We start from the raw sequence: 24,571 nt of genomic DNA on the forward strand, positions 1-24,571 counted from the left end.
CGGGCTAAGATCAGAACGGCAGCTTGAAACCCGGCGGCAGGCCCATGCCTGCCGTGGCGCCGCCCATCATCTGCTGCGACAACTCATCGGCCTTGCGCTTCGCATCGGCAAAGGCCGCCGTGATCAGGTCCTCTTCCATCTCGATGTCGTCATCGCGCAGGCTCTTGTCGAGGATGACGCGCTTGACGGCGTGGTCGCCGGTCATCACGACCTTCACCAAGCCGGCGCCGGATTCACCGGTCACCTCGGTGGCGGCCAGCTTTTCCTGCATCTTCTTCATATTGTCCTGCATGGCCTGCGCCTGCTTCATCAAACCGGCCAGTTGTCCCTTCATCATGATGCGGAGCTCCCTTATCCAACAAAAATAATATTGACCATCGACGTTCCCGTCGAGGTACCGCCTCGACCCAGCCTCAGCGCGCGGACAATGGCCGCGTGGCGCCCGGCAGGATCGAGGCACCGAAATCGTCTATCAACGAGCGAACAAAAGCGTCATCGCGAATCGACGCCTCGGCGCGACGCTGCAATGCGGCCCGTTCCGCCGCGTAGACCGCGGCCGCCGTGCAATGCGCCGCGCCCACTTCCACCTGTAACTGCACCTCGCGGCCCAGCCGGTCCAGGATGGCGGCGCGCACTTTCTCGACATGCGCACCGGACGCCAATGTCGTCACCGGGACGCGCAATTGCAGACGGTCCTGATCGACGGCGATCAATTCGCTTTGATGCGCGAGTTGCTGCGCCAACCCCTTGACGTCCAACGTCATCGCAAAGGCCGGCCAATCCGACGCCACGCCAACCGCCGTCATCGGGATGCCCGGCGGGGGCGGCGGAATTTCCGCCGTGTTCAAGGCCTGCGCCGATCCTGCCCCGTCGCCCTGCCCCCGCTCACGCGCGCCCCGACTTTCACCGCCATGCGCGGCGCCCGTTACAGGGCGCGGTGCCTCGTCGGTCACCAGCAACGAAGGGCCCGAGCCCATCGACGCGAGAAAAGCATCGGCGGCGGCGCTGTCCGGATCCTGCTGATCCTCCCATGGCGCCGGCATGCCGGACGTACGACCGGGACGCGCGCCGTCCGCTGCTCCGCGCTCCGGCGCGGGACGCGCTGCATCACGCGCCGATGGGGCCGACGGCGTCGGCGATGAAAGCGACGAAGGCGACGAAGGGGGCGCCTTCGTCGCGCCGGCAGCAGGCGGCCGGCGTCCCGTCGGCGCGGCAGTGGATGGACTGCGACGCAAGACACCAAGCGCTGCCAAAGCGGCGCGAGCACCAGACGCCGGTGAGGCAGACTCGTCGTCGGCTAGCGGCGCACGCGTCTGCGGTGTCGGCGCGACCGGGGTCGATGCGGAGGGTGACGGCGGCGTAACGGTATCGCCTTCGACATCGGCTGCGCGCTGCGCTGGCGCATCCGTCGGCGGCACGGACGGCACGACGTCGGGCAACGCGGTATCGGCTTGCTCCGTTGCGGTCTCCGACGTCGGCGCCGGCGTCGCCTGCACTGCCGACGCTATTGCCGAGGGCTGGCGCATGGCGTCGCCTGTCGGTTCCGCGATGACGGCAGGCGTCGATGTTTCGACAGCGCTCGGCACGTCGATAAGGGCAGCCGTCTGAACCGTCGCAGGCGACGCTTTAGCGGCCCCGGCCGGCTCGCCGAATGCCCGCATCGTCGCCGCCGCATCGTCTTCGTCGTCAAGCGATGCCCGTGGCGCGACCGGTGCGGGTGTCGCCACCGCTGGTGCATCGGCTCGCGCCGAGGCGGCGGGCACCGATGCGGCTGCCGATACCCCGCGTACCGCACCACCGCCGCTCGAGCCCACGCCGGCCGATGACGGCGATATGCCGCCGCCCCCGCCGAACGGCGTACCCGAGACCGGCCGGAATGCAAGCATGCGCAGCAGCGTCATCGTAAAACCGGCGTACTCGTCCGGCGCCAGCCCCATCTCGCTGCGCCCGATCGTCGCGATCTGGTAGTAGAGCTGAATCTGCTCCGCTCCCAAGGATTGCGCGAAGCGTCGGATATCGTCCGCCTCCGGCCATTCGGCCAGGACGGAACCCGGGGCACTCTGCGCCCAACCGATACGATTCAGCCATTGCGCCAAGTCCTGCAAGGCGGTCGAGAACGACAGACTGCGCGTTGCCATATCGTCGGCGACGGCCAGCACCGCGGCGCCATCGTTCGCGATCAAACCATCGAGCAACCGCACCAGATAATGTTGGTCCAGCGCGCCCAGCATGCCGCGCACGGCCTCGTCGCTGACCATGCCCGCGGCATACGCGATCGCCTGGTCCGTCAGCGACAATGCGTCACGCATACTGCCATCGGCTGCACGCGCCAGCAGACGCAAAGCCTGCGGTTCGAACGCGATTTGCTCCTCGCCCAGTACCCGGCCGAGATGATCGACGATATCGTGCGCCGGCATCTGCTTCAGATTGAATTGCAGGCATCGCGACAACACCGTCACCGGGATTTTCTGCGGATCCGTGGTGGCGAGAATGAATTTGACGTGCGCCGGCGGCTCCTCCAGCGTCTTCAGCATGGCATTGAACGCGTGGTTCGTCAGCATATGCACTTCGTCGATCATATAGACCTTGAAGCGCGCATCCACCGGCGCGTAGATTGCCCGCTCCAGCAAGGCCGCCATTTCATCGACGCCGCGATTGGATGCCGCATCCATCTCGACATAATCGACGAACCGACCGGCATCGATTTCCGTACAGGCGCGACAGACACCGCACGGCTGCGAGGTAATACCCGTCTCACAATTCAATGCTTTCGCAAGGATCCGGGACAGCGTCGTTTTGCCGACACCACGGGTACCGGTGAAGAGATAGGCATGATGCAGCCGCTGTTGATCGAGGGCGTGCGTCAGCGCACGGACAACGTGATCTTGTCCGACGAGCGAGGGGAAATCCCGGGGCCGCCATTTGCGAGCGAGAACTTGGTAGGTCATCGGCGAATTCTATCAGGATCGCCGTGCTCCGCCGCAGTCCGAACGCGGCAAACACGCACACGCGAAGACATTGATCGCCTCATACCCGACGCGAACGGACGTGCACCGTCGAAATCGCACGCGTGAAGACGCCAATGCGTAACGCCAAGCTAAAAATAAGGGGAATCAACGACAGAACAACGAAGGGGGAGGAGGTGACGAGCCGGACCCTCGGCACTGGTGGAAAGCGATCGTGGCTGCTTCGTTCCCGACCTGACCAGGTTAACCGCGCCGCCATGCGAGGAGGCCCGTCACAAAAAAGTATAACACGACCCATCCGCGCTAGGCCAGCGTTTCCCCATCGAAATGCGCTTCGTGCACTGTCTCACCGGCATCGCGCGGCAATCCGAAGCTGTCGGTATCGCGTAGACAATCGGCCAGCTCGATCAGATTCGAGATGGCCAATTTGCGGAAGATATTGCGCTTATGGGCGCTGACGGTTTTGGGACTGAGACACAAGTCTCGCGCGATCGCCTTATTGGTATGACCGAGCATCAGATTTTCCGCCACGCAGCGCTCCCGCAGCGACAGCGCGCAGGGCCGCGTCGCATGCGGTGTCAGCATCTGCTCCGCGCCCAGGCGAAAGCCCCAGGCTCGCCCCCGCAAGGCACCGTCCACGCCTTGGATCAACCGTTCCGGCGGATCCGTCTTGTAGATAAAGCCGTCCGCTTGCGCACTCTGCGCACGCCGCACAGGCAGCACGCCCTGATGGCGCGAAAACATCACGACCTTCGGCGGCGCCGGCAAGCGCTTGATCCGTCGCAACACCTCATAACCGTCGAGCCCGGGAAGATCGATGTCGAGCACCACCAGATCCGGCTGACAACGCTGCACCGCCTGCCAACCCTGCTGCCCGTCCACCGCTTCCATGACGACGTCGAAACCGAATCGCCCGTGCCGGTGATTCTCGAGCAGCACACGTACTCCCAAGCGGATCATGTCATGGTCATCCACGATCACGACGCGTTTCCTGTCCATGCGTTCTCTCCAAGCGCCTCCCCGCCCGGATAGCAAACATACGAGGGCGGATGTCCTGACCGCAGGCCGTTGCACGGCGCCGCTAGGCCATTCGGCGAGTGTGCCACTCAGCCGATTGGACAAACAAGATGGATAGAGCAGAACAGGTAGATGCCTAGTGCTTGAATGGGCCGAATCCCAATCGACAGCGACAATGTTAGGCCGAGCCTTAGAGCAATGGACCGCCGAGCGCATCCAGCAAGTGGCCCATCCGCGCGCGCTTGGTTTCCAGATAGGCCTGGTTTTCGGGATTCGGCTCGATGGCGAGGACCACCCGCTCGATCACGTCGATGCCGGCCTTGCGCACCGCCGCGAGCTTCGTCGGGTTATTGCTCATCAAGCGCACCGCGCGCACACCCAGATCATGCAGAATCTCGATGCCGGCCTGATAGTCGCGCGCATCGACGGGCAGACCGAGATCGGTGTTCGCATCCACCGTGTCACGCCCCTGATCCTGCAGCGCATAGGCGCGGATCTTGTTGACCAGCCCGATGCCGCGTCCTTCCTGCCCTCGCAGATAGACCACCACACCCCGCCCTTCGAGTTGAACGCGCGCCAAGGCACTGGCCAATTGCGGACCGCAGTCGCAACGGAGCGAGCCGAAAGCGTCGCCTGTCAGACACTCGGAGTGCAGTCGCACCAATACGCCACCCGCGCCCGTTAAATCACCACGCGCGAGCGCGACGTGTTCCGCGCCCGTTACGAGGTCGCGGTAGACATGCCCGGTGAAATGGCCGTGCGCGGTCGGCATGCGCGCGGTCGCAACGCGCTCGACGCGAACCGTGTCCCGCGCGCCGGCATCGATGCCCGCTACCGTACCGATCTCAGGCCCGGCACCGCGGCCCTGCCCCGACTTCGCCGTCGGCGATCCCGTACCGCCGTCCATGCCGCTGTGCGCCGCCGACACCGGGGTCGGCCGCCCTTCGTCTATTGCTGCCATATATGCTGCCCTTGATTGCTGCGCTTTCCAGCCTGCGTCTTCCAGCCTGCTTGTTCAAAATGGGGCGCCGTCCAGTCGTCCTCACTTCCGGAACGCCAGCACGCCATTGCGTCAACCAGGATTATCCTCCGTCGGAGCGCGCGCGTGTCGCGCGTCCACCACATCAAGCCATTTGTAAGACAGAAGCACGCCCACCCGACAACGACGTCGCACCCCGCACGCGTACCCAGCGGGCGTTCCCAGAGGGCGGCCTGCGACAGATAGGCGCGGCGCGCTACCCGGCGCCGAGATACGCGTATCGCAGCAGGAAAATGGCCGCGATGACCCAGACGGCAGGCGCGACCGTGCGCGCTCTGCCCGTCAGCAGCTTCAGCGCCGCGTACGAGATGAAACCGAAGGCGATCCCGTTGGCGATCGAATACGTGAACGGCATGGCGACCACGGTCAGGATCGCCGGCACCGATTCGGTCGCATCATGCCAAGGCAGCTCGCCGATATCCCGCAACATCAGGCAGGCGACATAAAGCAGCGCCGGCGCCGTTGCATAGGCGGGCACCGCGCCAGCAAGCGGCGAGAAAAACAGCGCCGCCAGGAACAGCAATGCCACGACAACGGCCGTCAAACCCGTGCGACCGCCCGCTTGCACGCCGGCCGCACTTTCCACATAGGCCGTCGTCGACGATGTGCCCAGAACCGATCCGGCGACAATGGCCGCGCTGTCCGCAAACAGCGCGCGTCGCATCCGGCGGTCGGTCGGCGCGTCGCGCCCGGCTCCGGCCGGCACGCGCGGCATCAGGCCGGCGCGCTGCGCTACTCCCATCAGCGTACCGGTGGCGTCGAACAGCTCGACCAGGAAGAAAACCAGCACGACGTGCCAGATGCCGCCCGACAAGGCACCGGCGATATCTAATTTAAGAAACGTCGGCGCGATCGACGGCGGCATCGACACCAGGCCGTGAAACGTGTTCCCGCCGACGGCGAAGCTCAGTGCGGTGACCAGCAGAATGCCGATGAGAATCGCGCCGCGGATCTTCAAGGCGTCCAGCGCCACGATCGCGAGAAAGCCCAGGATCGACAGCAGTACCGTCGGCTGATGCAGATTGCCCAGGCCGACCAGCGTCGCCGGGTTCGCGACGACGATCCCGGCCGATTTCAACGCGATGATGCCGAGAAACAAGCCGATGCCGGCCGTGATGCCGCTCCGTATCGACGTCGGAATCGCCGTGATCAAGGCACTGCGCAATCCCACCAGGGTCAGGAGCAGAAACAAACAGCCGGAAATAAACACCGCGCCCAGGGCCGTTTCCCACTTATATCCCATGCCTTGCACGACGGCGAAGGCAAAATAAGCGTTCAGCCCCATGCCCGGCGCGCAGGCGACCGGGTAATTTGCAAGCAAGCCCATGATGATCGTCGCCAAGGCGGCCACCAGGCAGGTGGCAACGAAGACCGACGAGGCCGGCATGCCGGCCTCACTCAAGATCGAGGGGTTCACGAAAATGATATAGGCCATCGTCAGGAAGGTCGTGACGCCGGCCACCACCTCGGTGCGCACCGTCGTACCGGCGGCCTGAAGGCCAAAAAAACGTGAAAGCATCCCTATTATTCTCCAAACGCATCGTGGCGCAGTCCATCCCGACTCGCATTGTGCCTCAAGGTGCCTGCCGCGGTGTACTGGCACAAGCGGGAATACGCGCGACCGCGCGCCCCTTCCGGCAAACCTTCCCCGATGGATCCGCTAGGTCGTGATGCGCGCAACAGGAAGCGCCCGGACCAACGCCATAATACAGATATGTATTATCCGCATGATTCCGATTTCGATACATCGATTTCGGGCGTCGCAGGCGGGCCTATCGTGTGCTGCGATGCAGCAGTCCGTTGCGCCTGCTTTCCTTGGCGCACGCGGTTTCGACAGCTATCGCGTCTTCCCGGTTGCGATAGGAATCGAACGTCGGATATGCTCACGATATGCAGCGAAGTGCCGAGATTTTTTAACCGGGATCCGCAATGAAGAAAAGCGAATTGACTGAAAAATTGGCAGAAGAAACAGGACTGTCGACTGCCAAAGCGGCTGAAGTATTGAACGCGCTGATCGATATCGTCACGAAGGCCGTTACCAAGAACGAGGACGTGCAGATCACCGGATTTGCCACGTTCTCCCAGGGCAAGCGCGCTGCCCGAAATGGCCGCAATCCCGCCACCGGGGAAGCGATCAAGATCCCCGCCGCCAAGACGGTGAAGGTATCGGTCGGCAAAGGCTTCAAGGACGCCGTCAACAAGACCGCCAGGAAGCGCTGAGGCCTAGCGCAACGCGACGCGCGGTGCCTCGCCGCGCTCGGTCGAATTGTCTTCATCCTCCAGCGGCATCGCCCTACTCTGGTAATTCTTTCCAGACTTTGTGCTTTTTGACCGATTCCTCTGCAGAAAGTGCACCCGTTGGCGTGTCCCCTCCCCCGCTTTTGCCATCGCCGCTCGGCGAAGTGCTGCCATGGCGCCAAATCGCGGTGTTTTGACCGCCACGCGCGCCGATATGTGGGAAAAACAACCCTGGCACGGCTTTTGCTCAAGGGGAGCAGGTCGACGGCGCAAACCGGCGAACAACGATGCGACGAAGGAATGGCTCGGCAAGCGTATTTTGCCGGGACCATTGGCAACCCAGTTATACGAAGGTGAGCGCATGGCAACGGGATTCCACGGAGATGGACAAGGAAGTCCGGATTCGATCACGGCGGATCTGCAGGCGGCGCTGGCAACGGTACCGTTTCCGGCAAATAAGGATCGCGTGATCGACGCGGCGCGTGCAAGCGGCGTCAGCAACGAGATACTGGTCGCGTTGGACGGTATCCCGGAACGGGACTATGCGGATGCCGATGGCGTATTGCATGCACTGGGCTGAAGTGCGCGTCCAAGAAAACAGGCAGCACCCATAAAGCGGTCGTCCGATCGGACAGTCGCCTGCCGCGCCAACCGCATCGACGGTAGACGCGACCGGCAACCGCTGACGGATGAAGGCGAGAATAGACACGCTAAGGCGTTTTCCACGACGGCTAACCACCGACAGATATCGACAAGAGGGAGTAGCAAACCATGAAAAAGACCAAGATCGCATTGAAGCTGGGTACCATCGTTGCCGCCGCCACGCTGGCACTGGCAGGTTGCACGACGACGGCAACGACGCCGTCCGGCAACCAAAACAGCTCGTCGATGGACAAGCGCCATAGCATCAATGCAAACGTCGATCAAACCCTGTCGCGTCTGTACACGACGGTCCCGGGTTCGCGCGAACTGGTGGGTAAGGCACGTGGCGTTCTGGTGTTCCCGAGCGTTCTGGCTGCCGGCTTTGTCGTAGGCGGTCAGTACGGCGAAGGCGCGCTGCGCGTTGGCAACGAAACAGCCGGCTACTACAGCACGACGTCCGCTTCGGTTGGCCTGCAAATCGGCGCGCAATCGAAGGCGATCGTTATTCTCTTCATGACGCAGGACGCACTGGACAAGTTCCGCGCAGTGAAGGGCTGGTCGGTCGGCGGCGACGCATCGGTCGCGGTCATCAAGGTGGGTGCAAACGGTGCGATCGACAGCAACAGCGTCCGTGCTCCGATCGACGCTTTCGTGTTGACGAACGCCGGTCTGATGGCAAACCTGACGCTGGAAGGCACGAAGGTCAACCGTCTGGATCTGTAAGCTTGGTCGAATGGGGCGCGGCGTTGCGTCCCATTGCCTCGATAAAACAAAACGCCGCTTCCTCGATCAGAGAAAGCGGCGTTTTGTTTTGTCGAACCGACCTACCGAACCGCGCGACGCCCGAGGGATGAATCATTCGTCACCCCGCGCGCCAACTTGACGCGCCAACGCGGCGGCCGCAACGATATCTTGCCAACAGCCGGCCTTTTAATCGGTGATCAGACGCAGCTGTGCCTTGCGTTGCGCGCGCGCGGCGGCCCGGTACACTTCGAGATAACGCTCCGCCATATGACGCGCCGTGTAATGCTGCTCGAAGTGACGTCGAATATGCGAGCGAGACAGCGACGGTAACTTGTCCACCGCGGCAATCGCCCCGATTTCATCCTCGACGATATAGCCGGTTTCCCCGTCGCGCAGCACCTCGCCCACCGCGCCGCGCTTGAACGAAATGACTGGCGTGCCGCAGGCCATCGCCTCGACCATTGCCAGGCTGAATGGCTCCGGCCAGTCGATCGGCGACAGCAAGGCATGCGCTCCCGACAGAAAGGCCGCTTTCTGGCTGTCGCGAATTTCACCGATATATTCGACGTGAGGCAATGTCAGCAGCGGCGCGATTTCCGATTCGAAATAATGCCTGTCGGCGCTATCGATCTTGGCCGCGATTTTGATCGGCAAGCCGCAGCGGCCCGCAATCGCGATCGCGCGGTCCAGCCGTTTCTCGGGTGAGATACGGCCCAGATAGGCGAGATAGGACGGCGCGACCGCTTGTGGCCGATAGAGATCCTCCGGCACGCCATACGGCACATTGCCGATCCAATTCCCGCCCGGAAGATAGCGGCGCTGGCCCATCGACAGCGAGATCAAGGGGACATCGTCGAACGCTTCGTACAGGCTTTGATGCTCCGGCAGATCCAATCGGCCGTGCAGCGTCGTGACGAAAGGCGTGTCCTGTCGTCGAAAAATCGAAAACGGATAAAAGTGCAGATGCGAATGCACGATATCGAATTCGGGCGCCAATTGACGCACCCTTTCCAACATCAGCATATGCGGCGCGATCGGGTCCCGGATGCTGGGGTCGCGGCGCAAGGCACGCGGCCAGATGGCTTCCAGCTTGGCGTCGGTGACCGAGTCGCCACTGGCGAACAGCGTCACCTCGTGACCCAATGCCACCAAGGATTCCGTCAGGTAAGAGACGACCCGCTCGGTACCCCCGTACAGCGTCGGCGGCACGGACTCCGTCAGCGGTGCGATTTGCGCGATTTTCATTATGGTCTCCCTCTTTCCGATCCACCCGTGTGCCGACGCGTCTCCCCGAGGGATTCGCCCATCTCACACACGTGGCACCTCACCTTCCACGGCGACACGGCGCATCGGGCCCGCACTGCCGCCGCTCGGCGGCCCGGCGCGGTTCGCCGGAACGTCAGCGCTTGTGCTCCTTGACGGCCCGAAGGTCGGCCAGGAAACTGTCGCGCCATACGCCCAGATCGTTCTTCCGCAATACTTCGACCATACTCCTGTGGCGGCGCTGGCGCTCTTCCAACGGCATCGTCAACGCCCGTTGCAGGGCCTCTGTCATATCGATGATATCGTGCGGATTGACGATCAACGCGTCCGTCAGCTCCGCGGCCGCCCCGGCAAATCGGGACAGCACCAACACGCCCGGGTCGGCCGGGTCCTGGGCCGCGACATACTCCTTCGCCACCAGATTCATCCCGTCGCGCAATGGCGTGACGAAGCCCACCTGCGAGGCCCGGAACAACGACATCAGCACCCATCGGTCATAGCGGCGGTTCAGGTAGCGGATCGGCGTCCAGTCGAGACCGGAGAAGCGTCCATTGATACGCCCTGCCTCGTACTCCAGGTTTTGCCGGATATGCTGATAGGTCTGGACATCCGAACGCGTCGGCGGGGCAACCTGCACGAGGCTGACCTTGCTCTGCAGATCCGGCGCGGTTTCCAGCAGGCGCTCGAACGCGCGGAAGCGTTCGACGATGCCTTTCGAATAATCGAGACGATCGACGCTCATGATCAGCTTGCGGTTTTGCAGACTCTGCGTCAGCTCCCGCACGTCCTTACGCGTTTCGAAACGCTTCGCCTGCGCGGCGATATCGTCCGGAAATACGCCGATCCGATAGACGCCGGCCTTCAGCTTGCGTCCGTAGGCCTCGACATCGGTATGGTCCGCCGAGATAGTGCCGCCCGCATATCGGGTGATGTAATCGCCGAATGCAACGCGATCCGAATCGGTTTGAAAACCCACCACATCGTAGCAACACAGCGCACGCACCAGCTCGTCATGCGGCGGAATATTCAGGAGCACTTGCGGCGTGGGAAACGGGATATGCAGGAAAAAGCCGATACGATTCTTCACGCCGGCAAGCCGCAATGCCTCGGCGAACGGAATCAAATGGTAGTCATGCACCCAGATCACATCGTCGGGTTCAAGTAGCGGCAAAAGCTGCTGGGCGAGCCAGGCGTTGACGCGGCAATATCCCTGGTACTCCTGCCTATCGTAACGCGCCAAGTCGTTGCGATAATGGAAGACCGGCCACAGCATCGCGTTCGAAAACCCGCGGTAATACTGATCGTAATCCCGGCGCGCCAGATCGACCGTCGCGAAAGTCACCGCCCCATCCTGTTCGACGTGCGGCGCCGCGTTCAAGGAGGCTTCGGCGACAATGTCGCCGCTCCAGCCAAACCACACCCCACCCGCATCCTTTAACGCGCCAAAAACACCGACCGCGAGGCCGCCGGCCGATCCCTTGCTTTCCGTAGGGGTGGCAACACGATTGGATACAACGACGAGTCGACTCATTGGATGGCTTGGGTCCTTATGTTCGATGATTCGATGGAACGCAGCCCGTGCGGCGGCAGGCGATCCGCATACGGTCGGTCGTCGGACGGGTGGACAGGCAAAAAATGGGTCGGCCTGTCGAGAGACCGGGCGGCCGCGCCGCACGAAGGGCTGTTTCGAGGGCGCGCGGCGCCGGCAAACACGCCGCCATGGCGGCAGCATCCCTCGGACGCGCCAGCCATCCGTCGGCTTGTTCCGAGACGATTCGGAATGGCGCAAAAAACGACACCAACGGAACGCCTTCATAAGGCGTTTCCCGCGTCGGTTTCTCGCAAAAAAGGCGGTATCAAACGTCCGACCGCCTTTTGATCATACACCACGTCTCAAGGCGGCGTTGTCCGTCTCAACACGCTTTGCGGACCTTGGCGATCGTTGGGAATGACCGGAAGTCGCTAGCGGCCAGCGCGGCCGCCCGGTGCCGGCATCACGCCCCAGCCGGCAGGCTGGCCATGCGTGATCCCGGGAGAGGAAAGCCCGGACAGTGGCACAAAGCCGTCGGCCGTGCCGCTTCCGCCATCCGGCGATGCAACGTTGCCGCCCGGATAAGGCGCGTCATGCGGCGACGCCATGTCCGCCGCGGAAACGCGCTCCGTGACGTCGGCCGAGATTGGATGGACCTCGTTTCGCGTGCGCGGCAGATACTCGGGATAATGCTTTTGCATATAGGCAATCAGGCCCTCGCGGACCTTGCACCGCAGATCCCAGTTCAACGGCGAATCGCTCGAACTGACCAGGGCGCGCAGTTGCACCGCGCGGTCGCTCGCATCGGTCACCTGCAAGACCTGAACGCGCCTATCCCATTCACCGGCGGCCTCGCACAGTCGTACCAGCTCCGCACGCAGCGGATCGATCGGCATCCGGAAATCGACCCACAAAAACACGCTGCCGATGATCTGCGACGTGGTGCGCGTCCAGTTCTGGAACGAATTCTCGATAAACCATTGCAAGGGCACGATCAAGCGCCGCTCGTCCCAGATGCGAACGGCGATATAGGTGCCCGTGATCGCCTCGACGCGGCCCCATTCGCCTTGAATCACGACGACGTCGTCGATCCGCACCGGCTGCGAAATGGCAATCTGCAAACCGGCGATCAGATTACCGAGCACCGGTCGCGCGGCAATACCGGCGACCAAGCCCGCCACGCCGGCCGAGGCCAGCAGACTGGCGCCGATCTGACGCACATTCGGCACCGTCATCAACATCGCGCCCACGCCCACCACGACGATCGCCGCCATCACGCAGCGGGCCAGGACGTGCACCTTCGTATGCAGCGAGCGCGTTCGTAGATTGTCGGTTTGTTCGAGTGGATTCAGCGTGATGACGCCTTGCACGAACGCTTCGACGGTGCGTAGCGCCAGCCAGGTCAATGCCGCGATCAGCACGAGCACCGATACCCGCCGCAGCGGATTGACCAGAAACAGGTCGTCGTTCGTATTCCACCAGACGAGCTGCAGCAACAGCACGGTGACAGCCCATTGCGCCGGTCGATCGAGATACTGAACCAGCATGCCGATCATCGGATAAGGGCGCGTCAGGCGGCGTAACACGGCCAGGCCGATACGATGCGCGGCCCAGGCAAACAACAGGGTCAGCAGCGTCAGGGCCAGCACCCCTGGCCAGGCATTCAACGGGGCTTCCACGATCCGCGTGCCGATGTCCAAAAGCTTCATACGGTAGGCAGTGTGCGAGGGGAGAAAAATAGACGCGGTCGATTAGACCGCGCCTGAGATGCGCGCGCGACTTTACTGCGCGGCTTGCGGATGTTGCGTGCGGTACTGCTGCTCGATGCCGGTCAGCAGCTTGACCGAATCGGGTTCCGAATAGCGCTTACCGAAATCCAGCGCCGTCATGCCGAGCTGATTCTTCGCCAAGGGATTCGCGCCGTGCTGAACCAGCAACTGGATCGTCGAGGCATAACCGCCGCGCGCGGCCATCATCAGCGGCGTCGTATCGTTCGGCGAGCGCGCGTTGACGTCCGCATGGGCCGTCAGCAGCATCGTCACGATGTCGTCGTCGCCGGTGCTCGCCGCATAATGCAACGGCGTCCAACCCGGTTTGTCGACCTTCGCGCCCTTTGCAATCAACATCTGCACGATCGGCGCGTCTTTGACGATGGCCGCCAGCATCATGGCATTTTCGCCCGCGGCATCCGTTTTGTCGGCATCGGTACGGCTATCCGCCAGCAAGACGCCCGTGACCTTCTCCGATTTCTCGCGTGCGGCCAGTGCTAACAACGGCATGCCTTGCGGGTCGACCGTGTTCGGGTCGAAACCGGCCTGGAGCGCTCGGCGCACGGCGGCATCGTCATCGAACTTGACCGCCTTGATCACCGCGTCGGGCGAAGCCGCGCTCGCCATCTGCGCGTTCACGCCGCAGCCGGCCAGCACCGACACGGCCGCGACACCCGCCAGCGCTTGACGCACCGATCCACGCACACGCTTACGCTCGCCTGCTGCGTGCAGGGTCGTCATCGTTGCAGCGCCGAAAGCCAGCGTCCGCATACGGCTCAACATCGTCATCCGAGTCAAATTACTACTCCCCATTGAAATGCTGCCGAGCCCTCTCGGCGATAGTCCCATCCTACTGCGCGGCGTGCGAAAACAACCGAAAGAAATTCGCGGTCGTCATCGCGCCGAGCGCTTCCGGCGTCTGCCCCCGCAACTGAGCGACAAAATGCCCGACATCCGCCACGTAGGACGGCTCATTCGTTTTACCGCGGTACGGCACCGGTGCCAGATACGGCGAGTCCGTTTCTATCAACAAGCGATCTTCCGGAACGCGTCGCGCCACATCCTGCAGCGCCACGGCGTTCTTGAACGTCACGATGCCGGACAGGGAAATATAGAAATTCATATCCAGCGCGGCTTGCGCGACCTCCCAGGTCTCGGTGAAACAGTGTAAAACGCCGCCGATCTCGTCGGCGCGCTCCTCGCGCATCAGCCGCAGCGTGTCTTCGGCCGAGGCCCGCGTGTGCACGATCAAGGGTTTGCCCGAGGCCCGCGCGGCGCGGATATGCGTGCGGAATCGTTGCCGCTGCCATTCCATGTCGGCAACCGTCCGATCCTCGAGGCGGAAATAATCAAGACCGGTTTCCCCGATCGCCACGATTTTCGGATGCGCGCTCAGCGCCAGCAGCCGCTCGACGTCCGGCTCCTCGACATCCTCGTGATCCGGATGCACGCCGACCGAGGCGAAGACATTGGCATGCGCCGTCGCGACGTCGAGCACCTGCGGAAACGTCTCCAGATCGACGCTGACGCAGAGCGCATGGCTGACCTGACGCTGCTGCATCCGGTCCAGCAACGCCGGCATCTGCGCCGTAAACGTTTCGAAGTTGATGTGGCAGTGAGAATCGACAAACACGGCAATATCCTGTTTTGACTATAGCGTATCACCGCGCGACCAAGCGGATCGGCGATGGGCGCGCAAGGGGGCGGCGAAGCGGTGGCGATGCGAAGGCAACAATGCGGCGCCGCCGCATGCCGGCGCCAGACGCTGCAACGGTTGTCAGCCCGCCTGCGGCGGAAACACCGCGCGATAGCGGACGAATAACGATTCGAACACCAGGCGCGGATTCAACGGATGCTGCTCGCTCATCCTTTCACGCAGCAAGGTCTGCTGGAATTGCGTCAGCGCGAGCGCATCAGCCTGCCCGGCACAACGCTGTAATGCGACTTCATGGCCGGGAAAATACCGCACCCGACCGGTCAGCTTGACGCTGCACAAATCGTAGACCCACCGTTGCAACCACGCGAGCACGACCGGCACCGCCGTCTTCTGCACGGCGTCGGCACAGACAAACGCGTCGCAGCGCGCTCCGGCGGACCACTGCTGGATCAGACCATCGCGTAGCGGCAACAGCGCGGCATGCAAAGGATCGCCGAACAAGGCGAGTGCAGCCAGCGGCGCGCCGCCGGTTTGTGCCAGCGCGTCGCGCGCCGCCGTCGGGGACGGCACGCCCGGTTGTGCCGCCAGCCATGTCGTGGCCAGCGGGCGATCGGGTCCCGACATCGGCCATTGCCGACAGCGGCTCACGATCGTCGGCAACAGCCGCGCAAGGTTGGCGCTCACCAACAGAAAGGTCACGCCGGCCGGGGGTTCCTCCAGCGTCTTCAACATCGCATTGGCGGCCGCGCCGTTCAAGGTCTCGGCCGGATAGATCAGGACGACGCGACGCCCCCCGCGGTGCGCACCGATGCCGCAGAACGCCAACAGCGCGCGAATCTGCTCGATCTTGATTTCCTTGCTGAGCGCCTTGCTCTTGGCGTCACCGTCGTCGCCGCCGGCGTCGGCGCCACCGGCCGATCCTTTGGCCTTCGCGCCCTTGCCCTTTTCCGGCACATCGCCATCGGCCGAGGGCGGCGCCGGCGGTGCCAGATTCTCCGGATAGACTGCATGAAAATCCGGATGGTTCCCCTGTTCGAACCAATGGCAGGCCGAACAACGACCGCACGGTCGACTGCGCATTACCTCGGCACCCTGCCCTTCTTCGCACAACAGTGCCTGGGCCAGATGTCGCGCAAACGCTTCCTTACCGATTCCCGACTGGCCGTGCAACACCAGCGCGTGCGGAAACCGGCCGTCAGGCTGCAACTGCGCGGTCAGCGCGTCCCACGACGCCGTTTGCCACGGGTACAACATACTTTTCTTCTCCTCACGGGCAGCACCGGTCGTCGGACGCCGATGCGCACCACACCGCCTCAGATTTCCGAAACGATGGTTTTCAGATCGCTCTGGATTTCCGAGATGCCACGGCTCGCGTCGATGATCCGGAAGCGATCCGGCGACGCAGCCGCGCGGCGCAGATATTCGCCACGCGTCCGTTCGAAGAACGATTCCGATTCCCGTTCGAACCGGTCCGCTACGCGCGCCCCGTCGCGACGCGCCTGCGCCGTATCGATCGGCACGTCGAACAACAGCGTCAGATCGGGCTGGAAGCCTTCCTGCACCCAGGTCTCCAACGTTTCCAGCTTGGCCAGCGGCAGCCCGCGACCGCCGCCTTGATAGGCAAAGGTCGCATCGGTGAAGCGGTCACACAGCACCCAGTCGCCGCGCGCCAGCGCGGGGCGGATGACGCGCACCAGATGCTCCCTCCGCGCGGCAAACATCAACAGCGCCTCGGTTTCGAGATCCATCGGTTGGTGCAGCAGCGTTTCGCGCAAGGTTTCGCCGAGCGGCGTGCCGCCCGGTTCGCGCGTTTGTACCACGCGCCGCCCATCGCCCTTCAGGCGCGCTTCCAATTGCGTACGGAACCAGGACAGGTGCGTCGTCTTACCCGCGCCGTCGATGCCTTCGAAGGTGATGAATTTTCCTGGCGCCCGCATTTATGATCTCCCCGGTACGGTGTTGCCCTGATGGCGATTATTCGATCCTGCATTGTCGCGCGCGCTGGTCGCCGGTGCGGTGACCGACGTCGTACTCGGCACCACCGTCCCGGCCGGCGCGCCGGCCATGCCGCTCGGGGCGCCCGGCGCGGGAGCCGCCGCCGCGCCGACGGCCGCATCGACATCGCTGGCAGCCGGCACGCCGCCCGCCAAGGCGGCGCGCCCCGCCGCGCCCAGATTGCGCTGGTAGAGGTTGACGGCGCGATTGTGCTCGACCAGTGATTCGGAGAACACGCTCGTGCCATCGCCCCGTGCGACAAAGTACAGGGCCTTCGATGACGCCGGGTGCGTGGCCGCTCGCAACGCCGCCATGCCCGGCAGCGCGATAGGCGTCGGCGGCAGCCCGCGACGCGTGTACGTATTGTACGGGGTGTCAGTCTGCAAGTCCTTCTTGGTCAGCCGTCCGCCATAACCACTGCCGACGCCGTAGATGACGCTCGGATCGGTCTGCAGCGGCATGCCAATCTTCAGACGATTCAGAAACACGCTCGCCACCTCACTGCGTTCGACAGCCTTGCCGGTCTCTTTCTCGACCAGCGAGGCCAGCGTCAATGCCTGGTATGGCGTCGTCAGCGACAGATCCGGGGCGCGGGACGCCCATACCTGCGCCAGCCGCTGTTGCGCCACCGCATAAGCCCGATGGTAGACGCTCAGATCGCTGGCGCCTTTCGAAAACAGGTAGGTATCGGGGAAGAACATGCCCTCGGCCGGCGTATCCGCCGCACCGAGGGCCGCCATCAATTGCGCATCGCTCATGTCGGCGGTATCGTGACGCAACGCCGGGTTGGCGTTGATCTCGGCGCGCATGTGCGCGACGGTCCATCCTTCGATGACCATCACGGACGATTGATTCACGTCGCCCCGCGCCACCTTCAACAGGACCTGATACGGCGTGATACCCGTCTCGAAGGCGTAGTTGCCGGACTTCAACGATGTCGACAAATGCAGAAGCCGCGTAATCAGCTCGAAGCCGTGTGGGTTCATCGGCAGACCGTTCTGCCGCAATTGCGCAGCGACCGCCCGCAGCGGCCCGGGCGTGACCGAGACATCGAGTTCGGGTTGAACCAGCCGCATCGGCGTGTTCGCCCACCAATACACCGCGCCGGAGGCGCCTGCGGCAGCGACGATAAGGGTCGCGACCGATCTGCGCAGCCAGCGGCCGAAATTTCCGAGGGACATGCGTTTCCATTAGTTGACCCGAACCCAATATAATACTGTGATTCGGGGTGATTTTCGCTTCCTTCCAGACGCCTTTCCGCTAGCGACCGGCCAACACAGTCTGTATCGTTCGCTGCCGTTTGCCTGCATTTTGCACGACTCGCGGCCGCGTCTCGGCAGCGGGAAGTCGCAGGCCGGATAGGTCGGTCTGGTTTGTCGTAGAAAGCTTGTTCGAACACGTCCCTGACACGCGATCGGTTGACTCCTCGGTCACCGGTCCCTATTACGCACGGCGAGGCACCCAGCAGACCATGTCCGACACGTCCGAAATCCTGTCCCCCTCCGCTGCCATCGATCTCGCATCGGTGGATCTTGTCGCCTCGCCCGCGACCTTGCAGGCCAAGGCAGCGCAAGCGTCGCGCGTGGTGCCGCCGCATGGCGGCTTTGCCACGCTCCCGACGCCGGGCCCCTGGGCCGTCATCGATGCGCGGGGTCCGGAAGCGCGCAGCTTCCTGCATAACCAGTTGACCAACGACGTCACGCATCTGCCGCCCAGCCAGGCGGCGCTCGGCGGATTCTGCTCGCCGAAAGGACGACTGCTTGCGTCGATGCTGTACTGGCCGCTGGCCGCGCCGCAGCTGAGTGCCGCCGCCTCCACCGCGCAGGCGCCGCACGCGGTGCCGGTGCCCACCCACCATGACGACCTCGCGCATTGGCCGGATATCCGCTTGCTGATCAGCGCCGATATTGCCGAGGCGATCCGCAAGCGCCTGCATATGTTCGTCTTGCGCACCAAGGTGAAACTGGCCGATCACAGCCACGATGTGGCGTTGTTCGGTCTCGCCGCCCGCGTCGATGACCCCGCATTCGACACGGCGCTGGCGGCCTTGCTGATCGAACGCGGCATCGGCAGCGCGCCGACCGCCGATGCCGCGGGCGTCGCCGTCGCTCTGGAATCGGTGACGGTACCAGCGGGGTCGGCGTCTCTGGTCAGCTTGCTGGCCGGCACCGTGGCCGGCGATGCGCAAATCGCGCCGGCTTTACCTCTGGTTCGGCACGACAGCGCCGACGGCAACGGCGTCACGCTGCTGCGACTGGCCGACGCGGCCGGGCAACGCCGTTTCCTGCTCTGTGTACCGGCAGCGGGCCGCGACAGCTGGCTGGCTGCGCTGGCTGGCCGCTTCGGCGCGCTCGATCCGGCCCATTGGAACTGGCTGGACATCCAAGCGGCAGCGCCGCGCATCACCGCGGCAACGCAGGATGCCTTCGTGCCGCAGATGATCAACTTCGAAGCCATTGGCGGCGTCAACTTCCGCAAGGGATGCTATCCGGGACAGGAAGTGGTGGCGCGCAGCCAGTATCGCGGGACCGTGAAGCGACGCGCCACGCTCGCGCACGCCGAGCAGGCCGCCGCCGGCGACGAAATCATCGATTTGAACGATCCCGCCAATCAGGGCTCGGCCGAGCAATGGCAGCCGTGCGGGCGCGTGGTCAATGCGGCGCCGGCGCCCGATGGCGGCGTCGATTGCCTGATCGAATTGAAAACGGCGACGCCGTCGAACGCGGCATTGCGTGTCGTGCTGCGATCGGCGGCAACGGATACACCGCAACACGACGTGTCGGCCACGCCGGTTACGGCGACGGCGGCACTGTCGGTCTACGGCCTGCCGTATACGCTGCCCGCGGCGTAACGCCCGAACACGCGGAACGCGGCGCCGGCGCCGGCGCCGAGCAGGTCGGACCGACAGCCTCGTCCCAGCGAGCGCTAGGCTTCGCTGGACGAGACTGGGCCCTCGCGACGCTCGGCGCGGACCTTCCGGCCAAGCGGCAACTTCCGCAAATATTTGAACGTTCCCAGCGCCTTGGCGACGAGCCCCCCGTCGGCATCCACGACCTCGCCCTCGCAGAACGCCATCGTCGTGGAACGGTGTACGACGCGGCCACGCGCGGTCAAACTGCCCTGCCCGGGCTGAATGAAGGTGACGCTCATATCGACGGTCACCACGCCGCGCGAGCGGTCGTTCCCCGCATAGCCGGGCGGCCGCTCGATCTCACGAGCGGCTTTGCCCAGGGCGGCATCGAGCAAGGTCATCGTGACGCCGCCGTGGGCGATCGCCCAGCGGTTCATATGCCAGTCGGCCAGTGTCAGCAGCAGTTCGCTGCCCTCGGAATCGGCACGCAAGGTCTGCACACCGAGTGCGTTCAGGAAAGGGTTTGCGCCGTCCGGATAGTCGGATTCGGTCGCCATCGGCTGATCAGCCATGTCGGTCTCGCTTTCGAGCCTGCCGGGTACGCTTCTATGCCAAAGGGGAAGGCAGCGGGCCCGCGTCTCTCTTTATCGTTGTTTTGCTTGTCTTCTGTCGCTCGACGCGCAGGCAAGGGTTTGCTCGCGCATCTTGGCCAGACTCTCGGCCGTCGTCGCGCCTGCGGCCTGGTCCTTCACTTTCCACATGACAACATGTGTCACATCCTGTCCTCCGTTGCCGGCAGCCATGCTAAATACCCGCACGGTGCGCATGCTAACGTACCACGTTCTAAAATAGACCTTTCGACGTGCGGAACGATCGGATCGGCCGGATTCGGCCAGTCGGCGTTTCCGCGTTTTTCGCGTCTCAGCAGCGCTCACGTACCGCCCCTGTCCCGCCTATGTCCAACACGCCCCAGTCCCCGACCGACTCGCTCGGCATCACGCAGCGGCTCGAAGGCGGCTTCGCCGCGCTCGGCGAGCGATTCTACACCCGCTTGCCGGCCCAGCCGATACCTTCGCCCTATCTGGTCGCCGTCTCGGCCGATGCGCTGCGCGATCTGGGGCTGCCAAGCGACAGCCTGGACGACCCGGCGGCCATCCTGCGCCTCGCCGGACACCCGCCGGGGCTGGATACGCGCGACAGCGGCGCTGCGGCGCTCGACCGGGCCGCCTTGCCCTGGCCGGCAGAGATCCCGCACGCGCAACTGCCGCTGGCAAGCGTCTACTCCGGCCACCAGTTCGGTCAGTGGGCCGGACAATTGGGCGATGGACGGGCGTTGACGATCGGCGAGATCGCGGACCCCGCCGGCGTCTGGCAGGAGGTACAGCTCAAGGGCAGCGGCTTGACACCGTATTCGCGGATGGGCGATGGCCGTGCCGTCCTGCGCTCGTCGATCCGGGAATTCCTGTGCTCCGAAGCGATGCATGCGCTCGGCATCCCGACCACCCGCGCGCTGGCCCTCACCGGCTCCGCGATGCCGGTCCGACGCGAGTCGATCGAGACTGCCGCGATCGTGACACGCTTCGCACCCAGTTTCGTACGATTCGGTCATTTCGAGCACTTCTGGTCGATCGATGACTTCGACGCGCTGCGACGTCTCGCCGACCATGTGATCGCGCATCACTACCCGGAACTTGAGGGCAGCGACAACCCCTATTTCGGCTTGCTGGAGTGCGTGGCCACGCGTACGGCCGAGATGATCGCGCAGTGGCAGAGCGTGGGTTTCTGTCATGGCGTGATGAATACGGACAATATGTCGATTCTTGGATTGACGATCGACTATGGCCCGTTCGGCTTCCTGGACGGCTTCGATCCGCGTCATATCTGCAATCACACGGACTCCCAAGGCCGTTACGCCTACCATCGTCAGCCCGAGATCGGGCGCTGGAATCTATTCGCGTTGGCCCAGGCGCTGTTGCCGCTGATTGCCACGCCGCAGGCCGGCACGTCGATGCCGGAATCGGGCACGCCGGCGGCCGACGCGGCGATCGCATTGACTAAATCGGCTCTGACCCCATATGGATCGGTGTTCAGCACGCACTATCAAGCGCGGATGGCAGCGAAAATCGGACTTCAGCAGCCCACGGCCGAAGATGGCGCCCTGATCGACCGCCTGTTGCAACTGATGGACGGCAGCCGGGCCGATTTCACGCTGAGCTTCCGTGGCTTGGCGAATGTGCGGCAACAGGAAGGCGCGCCCGACAGCGATCCGCTGGCCGATAGCGCCGCGCCGACCAAGACGACGCCGTCGTTCCGCGACGCCTTCCTCGACCTGCCGGCCGTCGATGCCTGGCTGTCCGATTACCGGGCGCGGTTGCGTCAACAAGGCATGGACGACGCGTCGCGCGCGGCGCAAATGCGACGGGTCAACCCGAAATACGTGCTGCGCAACCATTTGGCGGAAACCGCCATCCGCGCGGCTCGCGACGGCGATTTCAGCGAAACGCAGCGGCTGGCGTCGGTCTTGCGCAAGCCGTTCGACGAACAAGAGGCGTATGCCGACTACGCGGCCCCGCCGCCCGACTGGGCAGCGGGACTCGAGGTGAGCTGCTCCTCATGAACCCCGCGGGCGCCGATCAGCGCGCCCGCCCCCTTTGTCTCCGGAGATCCGATATGAGCGACACGCACAATCCGCACGCCGCACAGGCACCGAATGATCGCGCCGACGACGCCACGCAAGCGCCGGGTGCCACGCCCGCCGCCGCACCAAAGGCCCCGCGGACCGACGCCGAATACCGTGCCGAATTAACGCCGGTGCAGTACCAAGTGGCCCGCCAAGCGGCGACTGAACGCCCGTTTACCGGCGATTACTGGGATCACTGGGAAAAAGGCACGTATTATTGCGTGTGCTGCGGTACGCCATTATTCGAGTCATCGACGAAATTCGATGCCGGATGCGGTTGGCCGAGCTATTTCAAACCCATTAACGGCGAAGTGATCGCCGAACACACGGACCGCTCGCATGGAATGCTGCGCATCGAAGTCAAATGCAAGGCCTGCGATGCGCACCTGGGCCATGTGTTCGAAGACGGTCCGGCGCCGACGGGCCTGCGTTACTGCATTAACTCCGCGGCTATGACATTCGGACAATGAAATTTCTTTTTGATCTCTTCCCCGTCATCCTGTTCTTTATTGCGTTCAAGATCTGGGGGATCTACACGGCGACAGCCGTCACCATCGCCGCTACCGTCTGTCAAATTATCTGGATGGCGGTGCGGTTCCGCCGTGTGGAGCCGATGTTGTGGGTCAGCTTCGCGATCGTCGTCGTCTTCGGCGGCGCGACGCTGCTGCTGCACGACGAGAATTTCATCAAATGGAAGCCGACGGTGCTGTACTGGGCCTTCGCGATCGCGCTGGGCGTGGCCCATCTGCTGAAGAAGAATCCAATCGAAGCGATGATGGGCAAGCAGATGACCTTGCCGGCCCCGGTCTGGCGCCAATTGAACTTGGCCTGGGCCGTGTTCTTCATCGTGCTGGGCATCTTGAACCTGATCATCGCATTCCACTTCTCCACCGATGCCTGGGTCAACTACAAATTGTTCGGCGGCACCGCATTGATGGTGGTTTTCGTCATCTGCCAGAGCATCTGGTTGAGCCGCTATTTGAAGAGCGAGTAAGCGACCATGACCGCCTCCCACTCCCCCACGCCCTCGAGCGCCGCCGTGCCGGCCGGCGATGCACGACGTGACTGGATCGAGCAGCGACTGCGCGATGCCCTCGCCCCCGGCTTCCTCGATGTCGAGGACGACAGCGGCCGTCACGCCGGCCACGCCGGCGCCCGCAATGAAGACGGCAGCATCGGCGGCTCCCATTTCAATGTGACGATCGTCAGCGCCGCCTTCGCCGGCAAGTCGCGGGTAGCGCGGCATCGCCTAGTGTATGATGCCCTCGCTGAGGCGATCCGGGCGGGACTGCATGCGCTCGCGATCGTGGCATACACCCCCGAAGAACACGCAAACAGGACTGATCGATGATTTTCAGCAAGACCCGCGTTGCCACTGTGACGGCGACGGCCCTGAGCCTCGCCGCGATGAGCATGCCCGTGTTCGCGCAGAACGCCGCCGTCGTGAACGGTACGGCTATTCCGTCGGCCCGCGTGGACGCGATGATCGCCTCCTTGCCGCAAGGCGCCCAAGGCGATTCGCCGCAGATCCGCCAGGCGATCCGCGACGAGCTGATCAACCGCGAAGTGCTGCTGCAAGCCGCCACCAAGGACGGTCTGACGAAGGATCCGCTGATCCAGCAACAGATGGCCATCGCATCGCAGACGGTCGTGATCCGCGCCTATCTCGAGAAGTACATCGCAGCGCATCCGGCATCCGATGCGCAGTTGCATGCGCAGTACGACGAGATCGCCGCCAAGATGAAGGCACAGAGCAGCGGTGAGGAATATCACCTGCATCACATCCTCGTCGACAACGAGCAGCAAGCGAAGGACCTGATCGCCAAGATCAAGGGCGGCGCAAGCTTCGAGGATTTGGCCAAGCAGTACTCGAAGGACCCGGGTTCGGCGAAGAACGGCGGTGATCTGCCGTGGTCGCCGGCCGACGCCTATGTGCCGGAATTCGCCAAGGCAGCGGAAGCGCTGAAGCAAGGCCAGATCACCGATACGCCGGTGCATACGCAATTCGGCTGGCACATCATTCGCCTCGACGGCGAACGTGCCGCGACGGCGCCGGCCCTGCCGCCGTTCGAAAGCGTGAAGAGCCAATTGGCCCAGGAAGCGCAGAAGCAGACGGTCCAGGATCTGGAATCGAAGCTTCGCGGTCAAGCGAAGATCCAGTAATTCACCTCGCACGACC

At 63.7% G+C, this 24,571-nt stretch carries 22 protein-coding genes, 1 other RNA gene and 1 pseudogene; 9 read left to right on the top strand and 15 right to left on the bottom strand.

Annotation, left to right across the window (positions count from 1 at the left end):
* Positions 1–10: 10 nt before the first annotated feature.
* From ABEG21_RS08955 to ABEG21_RS08980, 6 genes are all read right to left on the bottom strand, one after another.
* Positions 11–337, bottom strand: a complete 327-nt coding sequence (locus ABEG21_RS08955) for a YbaB/EbfC family nucleoid-associated protein (RefSeq protein ID WP_347554313.1) — start codon at positions 335–337, stop codon at positions 11–13.
* Between the two features lie 76 nt (positions 338–413).
* On the bottom strand, positions 414–2,948 hold the full coding sequence (gene dnaX / locus ABEG21_RS08960) for a DNA polymerase III subunit gamma/tau (protein ID WP_347554314.1): 2,535 nt from the start codon (positions 2,946–2,948) through the stop codon (positions 414–416).
* A gap of 193 nt (positions 2,949–3,141) precedes the next feature.
* An RNA gene (ffs, locus tag ABEG21_RS08965) (signal recognition particle sRNA small type) lies at positions 3,142–3,240 on the bottom strand.
* Between the two features lie 29 nt (positions 3,241–3,269).
* A complete protein-coding gene (locus ABEG21_RS08970) occupies positions 3,270–3,965 on the bottom strand; it encodes a response regulator transcription factor (RefSeq protein ID WP_347554315.1) in 696 nt (231 codons plus the stop codon).
* A gap of 208 nt (positions 3,966–4,173) precedes the next feature.
* Positions 4,174–4,809 (bottom strand): GTP cyclohydrolase II, encoded by a 636-nt coding sequence (gene ribA / locus ABEG21_RS08975; protein ID WP_347556695.1) that lies wholly within the window; start codon positions 4,807–4,809, stop codon positions 4,174–4,176.
* A 409-nt stretch (positions 4,810–5,218) separates the two neighbouring features.
* Positions 5,219–6,547: an NCS2 family permease gene (locus tag ABEG21_RS08980; protein ID WP_347556696.1), complete on the bottom strand. Its 1,329-nt coding sequence runs from the start codon at positions 6,545–6,547 to the stop codon at positions 5,219–5,221.
* 404 nt (positions 6,548–6,951) lie between these two features.
* Between ABEG21_RS08980 and ABEG21_RS08985 the strand changes: the two genes are divergently transcribed.
* From ABEG21_RS08985 to ABEG21_RS08995, 3 genes are all read left to right on the top strand, one after another.
* Complete coding sequence (locus ABEG21_RS08985; RefSeq protein ID WP_347554316.1) at positions 6,952–7,242, top strand: HU family DNA-binding protein; 291 nt, start codon at positions 6,952–6,954, stop codon at positions 7,240–7,242.
* Positions 7,243–7,621: 379 nt separating this feature from the next.
* Entirely contained in the window at positions 7,622–7,840 is a 219-nt protein-coding gene (locus ABEG21_RS08990) for a DUF2795 domain-containing protein (RefSeq protein WP_347556697.1), read from the top strand.
* Between the two features lie 191 nt (positions 7,841–8,031).
* Entirely contained in the window at positions 8,032–8,625 is a 594-nt protein-coding gene (locus ABEG21_RS08995) for a YSC84-related protein (protein ID WP_347554317.1), read from the top strand.
* Positions 8,626–8,832: 207 nt separating this feature from the next.
* Here the strand turns inward: ABEG21_RS08995 and ABEG21_RS09000 are convergent, their stop codons facing one another.
* From ABEG21_RS09000 to mltG, 8 genes and pseudogenes are all read right to left on the bottom strand, one after another.
* Complete coding sequence (locus ABEG21_RS09000; protein WP_347554318.1) at positions 8,833–9,891, bottom strand: glycosyltransferase family 4 protein; 1,059 nt, start codon at positions 9,889–9,891, stop codon at positions 8,833–8,835.
* 154 nt (positions 9,892–10,045) lie between these two features.
* Positions 10,046–11,440, bottom strand: coding sequence for an alpha,alpha-trehalose-phosphate synthase (UDP-forming) (otsA, locus tag ABEG21_RS09005; protein WP_347554319.1), 1,395 nt, complete (start codon positions 11,438–11,440; stop codon positions 10,046–10,048).
* Positions 11,441–11,871: 431 nt separating this feature from the next.
* Complete coding sequence (locus ABEG21_RS09010) at positions 11,872–13,149, bottom strand: mechanosensitive ion channel family protein (protein ID WP_347554320.1); 1,278 nt, start codon at positions 13,147–13,149, stop codon at positions 11,872–11,874.
* Positions 13,150–13,221: 72 nt separating this feature from the next.
* Positions 13,222–13,950, bottom strand: a complete 729-nt coding sequence (locus ABEG21_RS09015) for an ankyrin repeat domain-containing protein (RefSeq protein ID WP_347554321.1) — start codon at positions 13,948–13,950, stop codon at positions 13,222–13,224.
* Between the two features lie 109 nt (positions 13,951–14,059).
* Positions 14,060–14,842: a TatD family hydrolase gene (locus ABEG21_RS09020; protein WP_347554322.1), complete on the bottom strand. Its 783-nt coding sequence runs from the start codon at positions 14,840–14,842 to the stop codon at positions 14,060–14,062.
* 144 nt (positions 14,843–14,986) lie between these two features.
* Positions 14,987–16,120, bottom strand: a complete 1,134-nt coding sequence (gene holB, locus ABEG21_RS09025; RefSeq protein ID WP_347554323.1) for a DNA polymerase III subunit delta' — start codon at positions 16,118–16,120, stop codon at positions 14,987–14,989.
* A 59-nt stretch (positions 16,121–16,179) separates the two neighbouring features.
* On the bottom strand, positions 16,180–16,803 hold the full coding sequence (tmk, locus tag ABEG21_RS09030) for a dTMP kinase (RefSeq protein ID WP_347554324.1): 624 nt from the start codon (positions 16,801–16,803) through the stop codon (positions 16,180–16,182).
* 240 nt (positions 16,804–17,043) lie between these two features.
* Positions 17,044–18,042 (bottom strand): annotated as a pseudogene (mltG, locus tag ABEG21_RS09035) (endolytic transglycosylase MltG); the annotation flags it as partial.
* Between the two features lie 290 nt (positions 18,043–18,332).
* On the opposite strand from mltG, the gene ABEG21_RS09040 reads away from it, so the two are divergent.
* Positions 18,333–19,712: a hypothetical protein gene (locus tag ABEG21_RS09040; protein WP_347554325.1), complete on the top strand. Its 1,380-nt coding sequence runs from the start codon at positions 18,333–18,335 to the stop codon at positions 19,710–19,712.
* Positions 19,713–19,786: 74 nt separating this feature from the next.
* On the opposite strand, the gene ABEG21_RS09045 is transcribed toward ABEG21_RS09040, so the two are convergent.
* A complete protein-coding gene (locus ABEG21_RS09045; protein WP_347554326.1) occupies positions 19,787–20,284 on the bottom strand; it encodes a PaaI family thioesterase in 498 nt (165 codons plus the stop codon).
* 383 nt (positions 20,285–20,667) lie between these two features.
* Here ABEG21_RS09045 and ABEG21_RS09050 point away from each other — a divergent pair, with 383 nt between their 5' ends.
* The 5 genes from ABEG21_RS09050 to ABEG21_RS09070 are packed head-to-tail and all read left to right on the top strand — an operon-like array spanning position 20,668 to position 24,555.
* Positions 20,668–22,329, top strand: coding sequence for a protein adenylyltransferase SelO (locus ABEG21_RS09050; RefSeq protein ID WP_347554327.1), 1,662 nt, complete (start codon positions 20,668–20,670; stop codon positions 22,327–22,329).
* Positions 22,330–22,382: 53 nt separating this feature from the next.
* The gene (msrB, locus tag ABEG21_RS09055; RefSeq protein ID WP_347554328.1) at positions 22,383–22,862 is read left to right on the top strand and encodes a peptide-methionine (R)-S-oxide reductase MsrB; all 480 of its coding nucleotides are present in this window, start codon (positions 22,383–22,385) and stop codon (positions 22,860–22,862) included.
* Complete coding sequence (locus ABEG21_RS09060; RefSeq protein ID WP_347554329.1) at positions 22,859–23,386, top strand: septation protein A; 528 nt, start codon at positions 22,859–22,861, stop codon at positions 23,384–23,386. The genes msrB and ABEG21_RS09060 overlap by 4 nt, the downstream gene beginning before the upstream one ends.
* A gap of 6 nt (positions 23,387–23,392) precedes the next feature.
* Entirely contained in the window at positions 23,393–23,743 is a 351-nt protein-coding gene (locus ABEG21_RS09065; protein ID WP_347554330.1) for a BolA family protein, read from the top strand.
* Between the two features lie 56 nt (positions 23,744–23,799).
* Entirely contained in the window at positions 23,800–24,555 is a 756-nt protein-coding gene (locus tag ABEG21_RS09070) for a peptidylprolyl isomerase (protein ID WP_347556698.1), read from the top strand.
* The last annotated feature ends 16 nt before the right edge of the window (positions 24,556–24,571 follow it).

The sequence above is a fragment of the Robbsia sp. KACC 23696 genome (assembly GCF_039852015.1).
Classification (GTDB): Bacteria; Pseudomonadota; Gammaproteobacteria; order Burkholderiales; family Burkholderiaceae; genus Robbsia.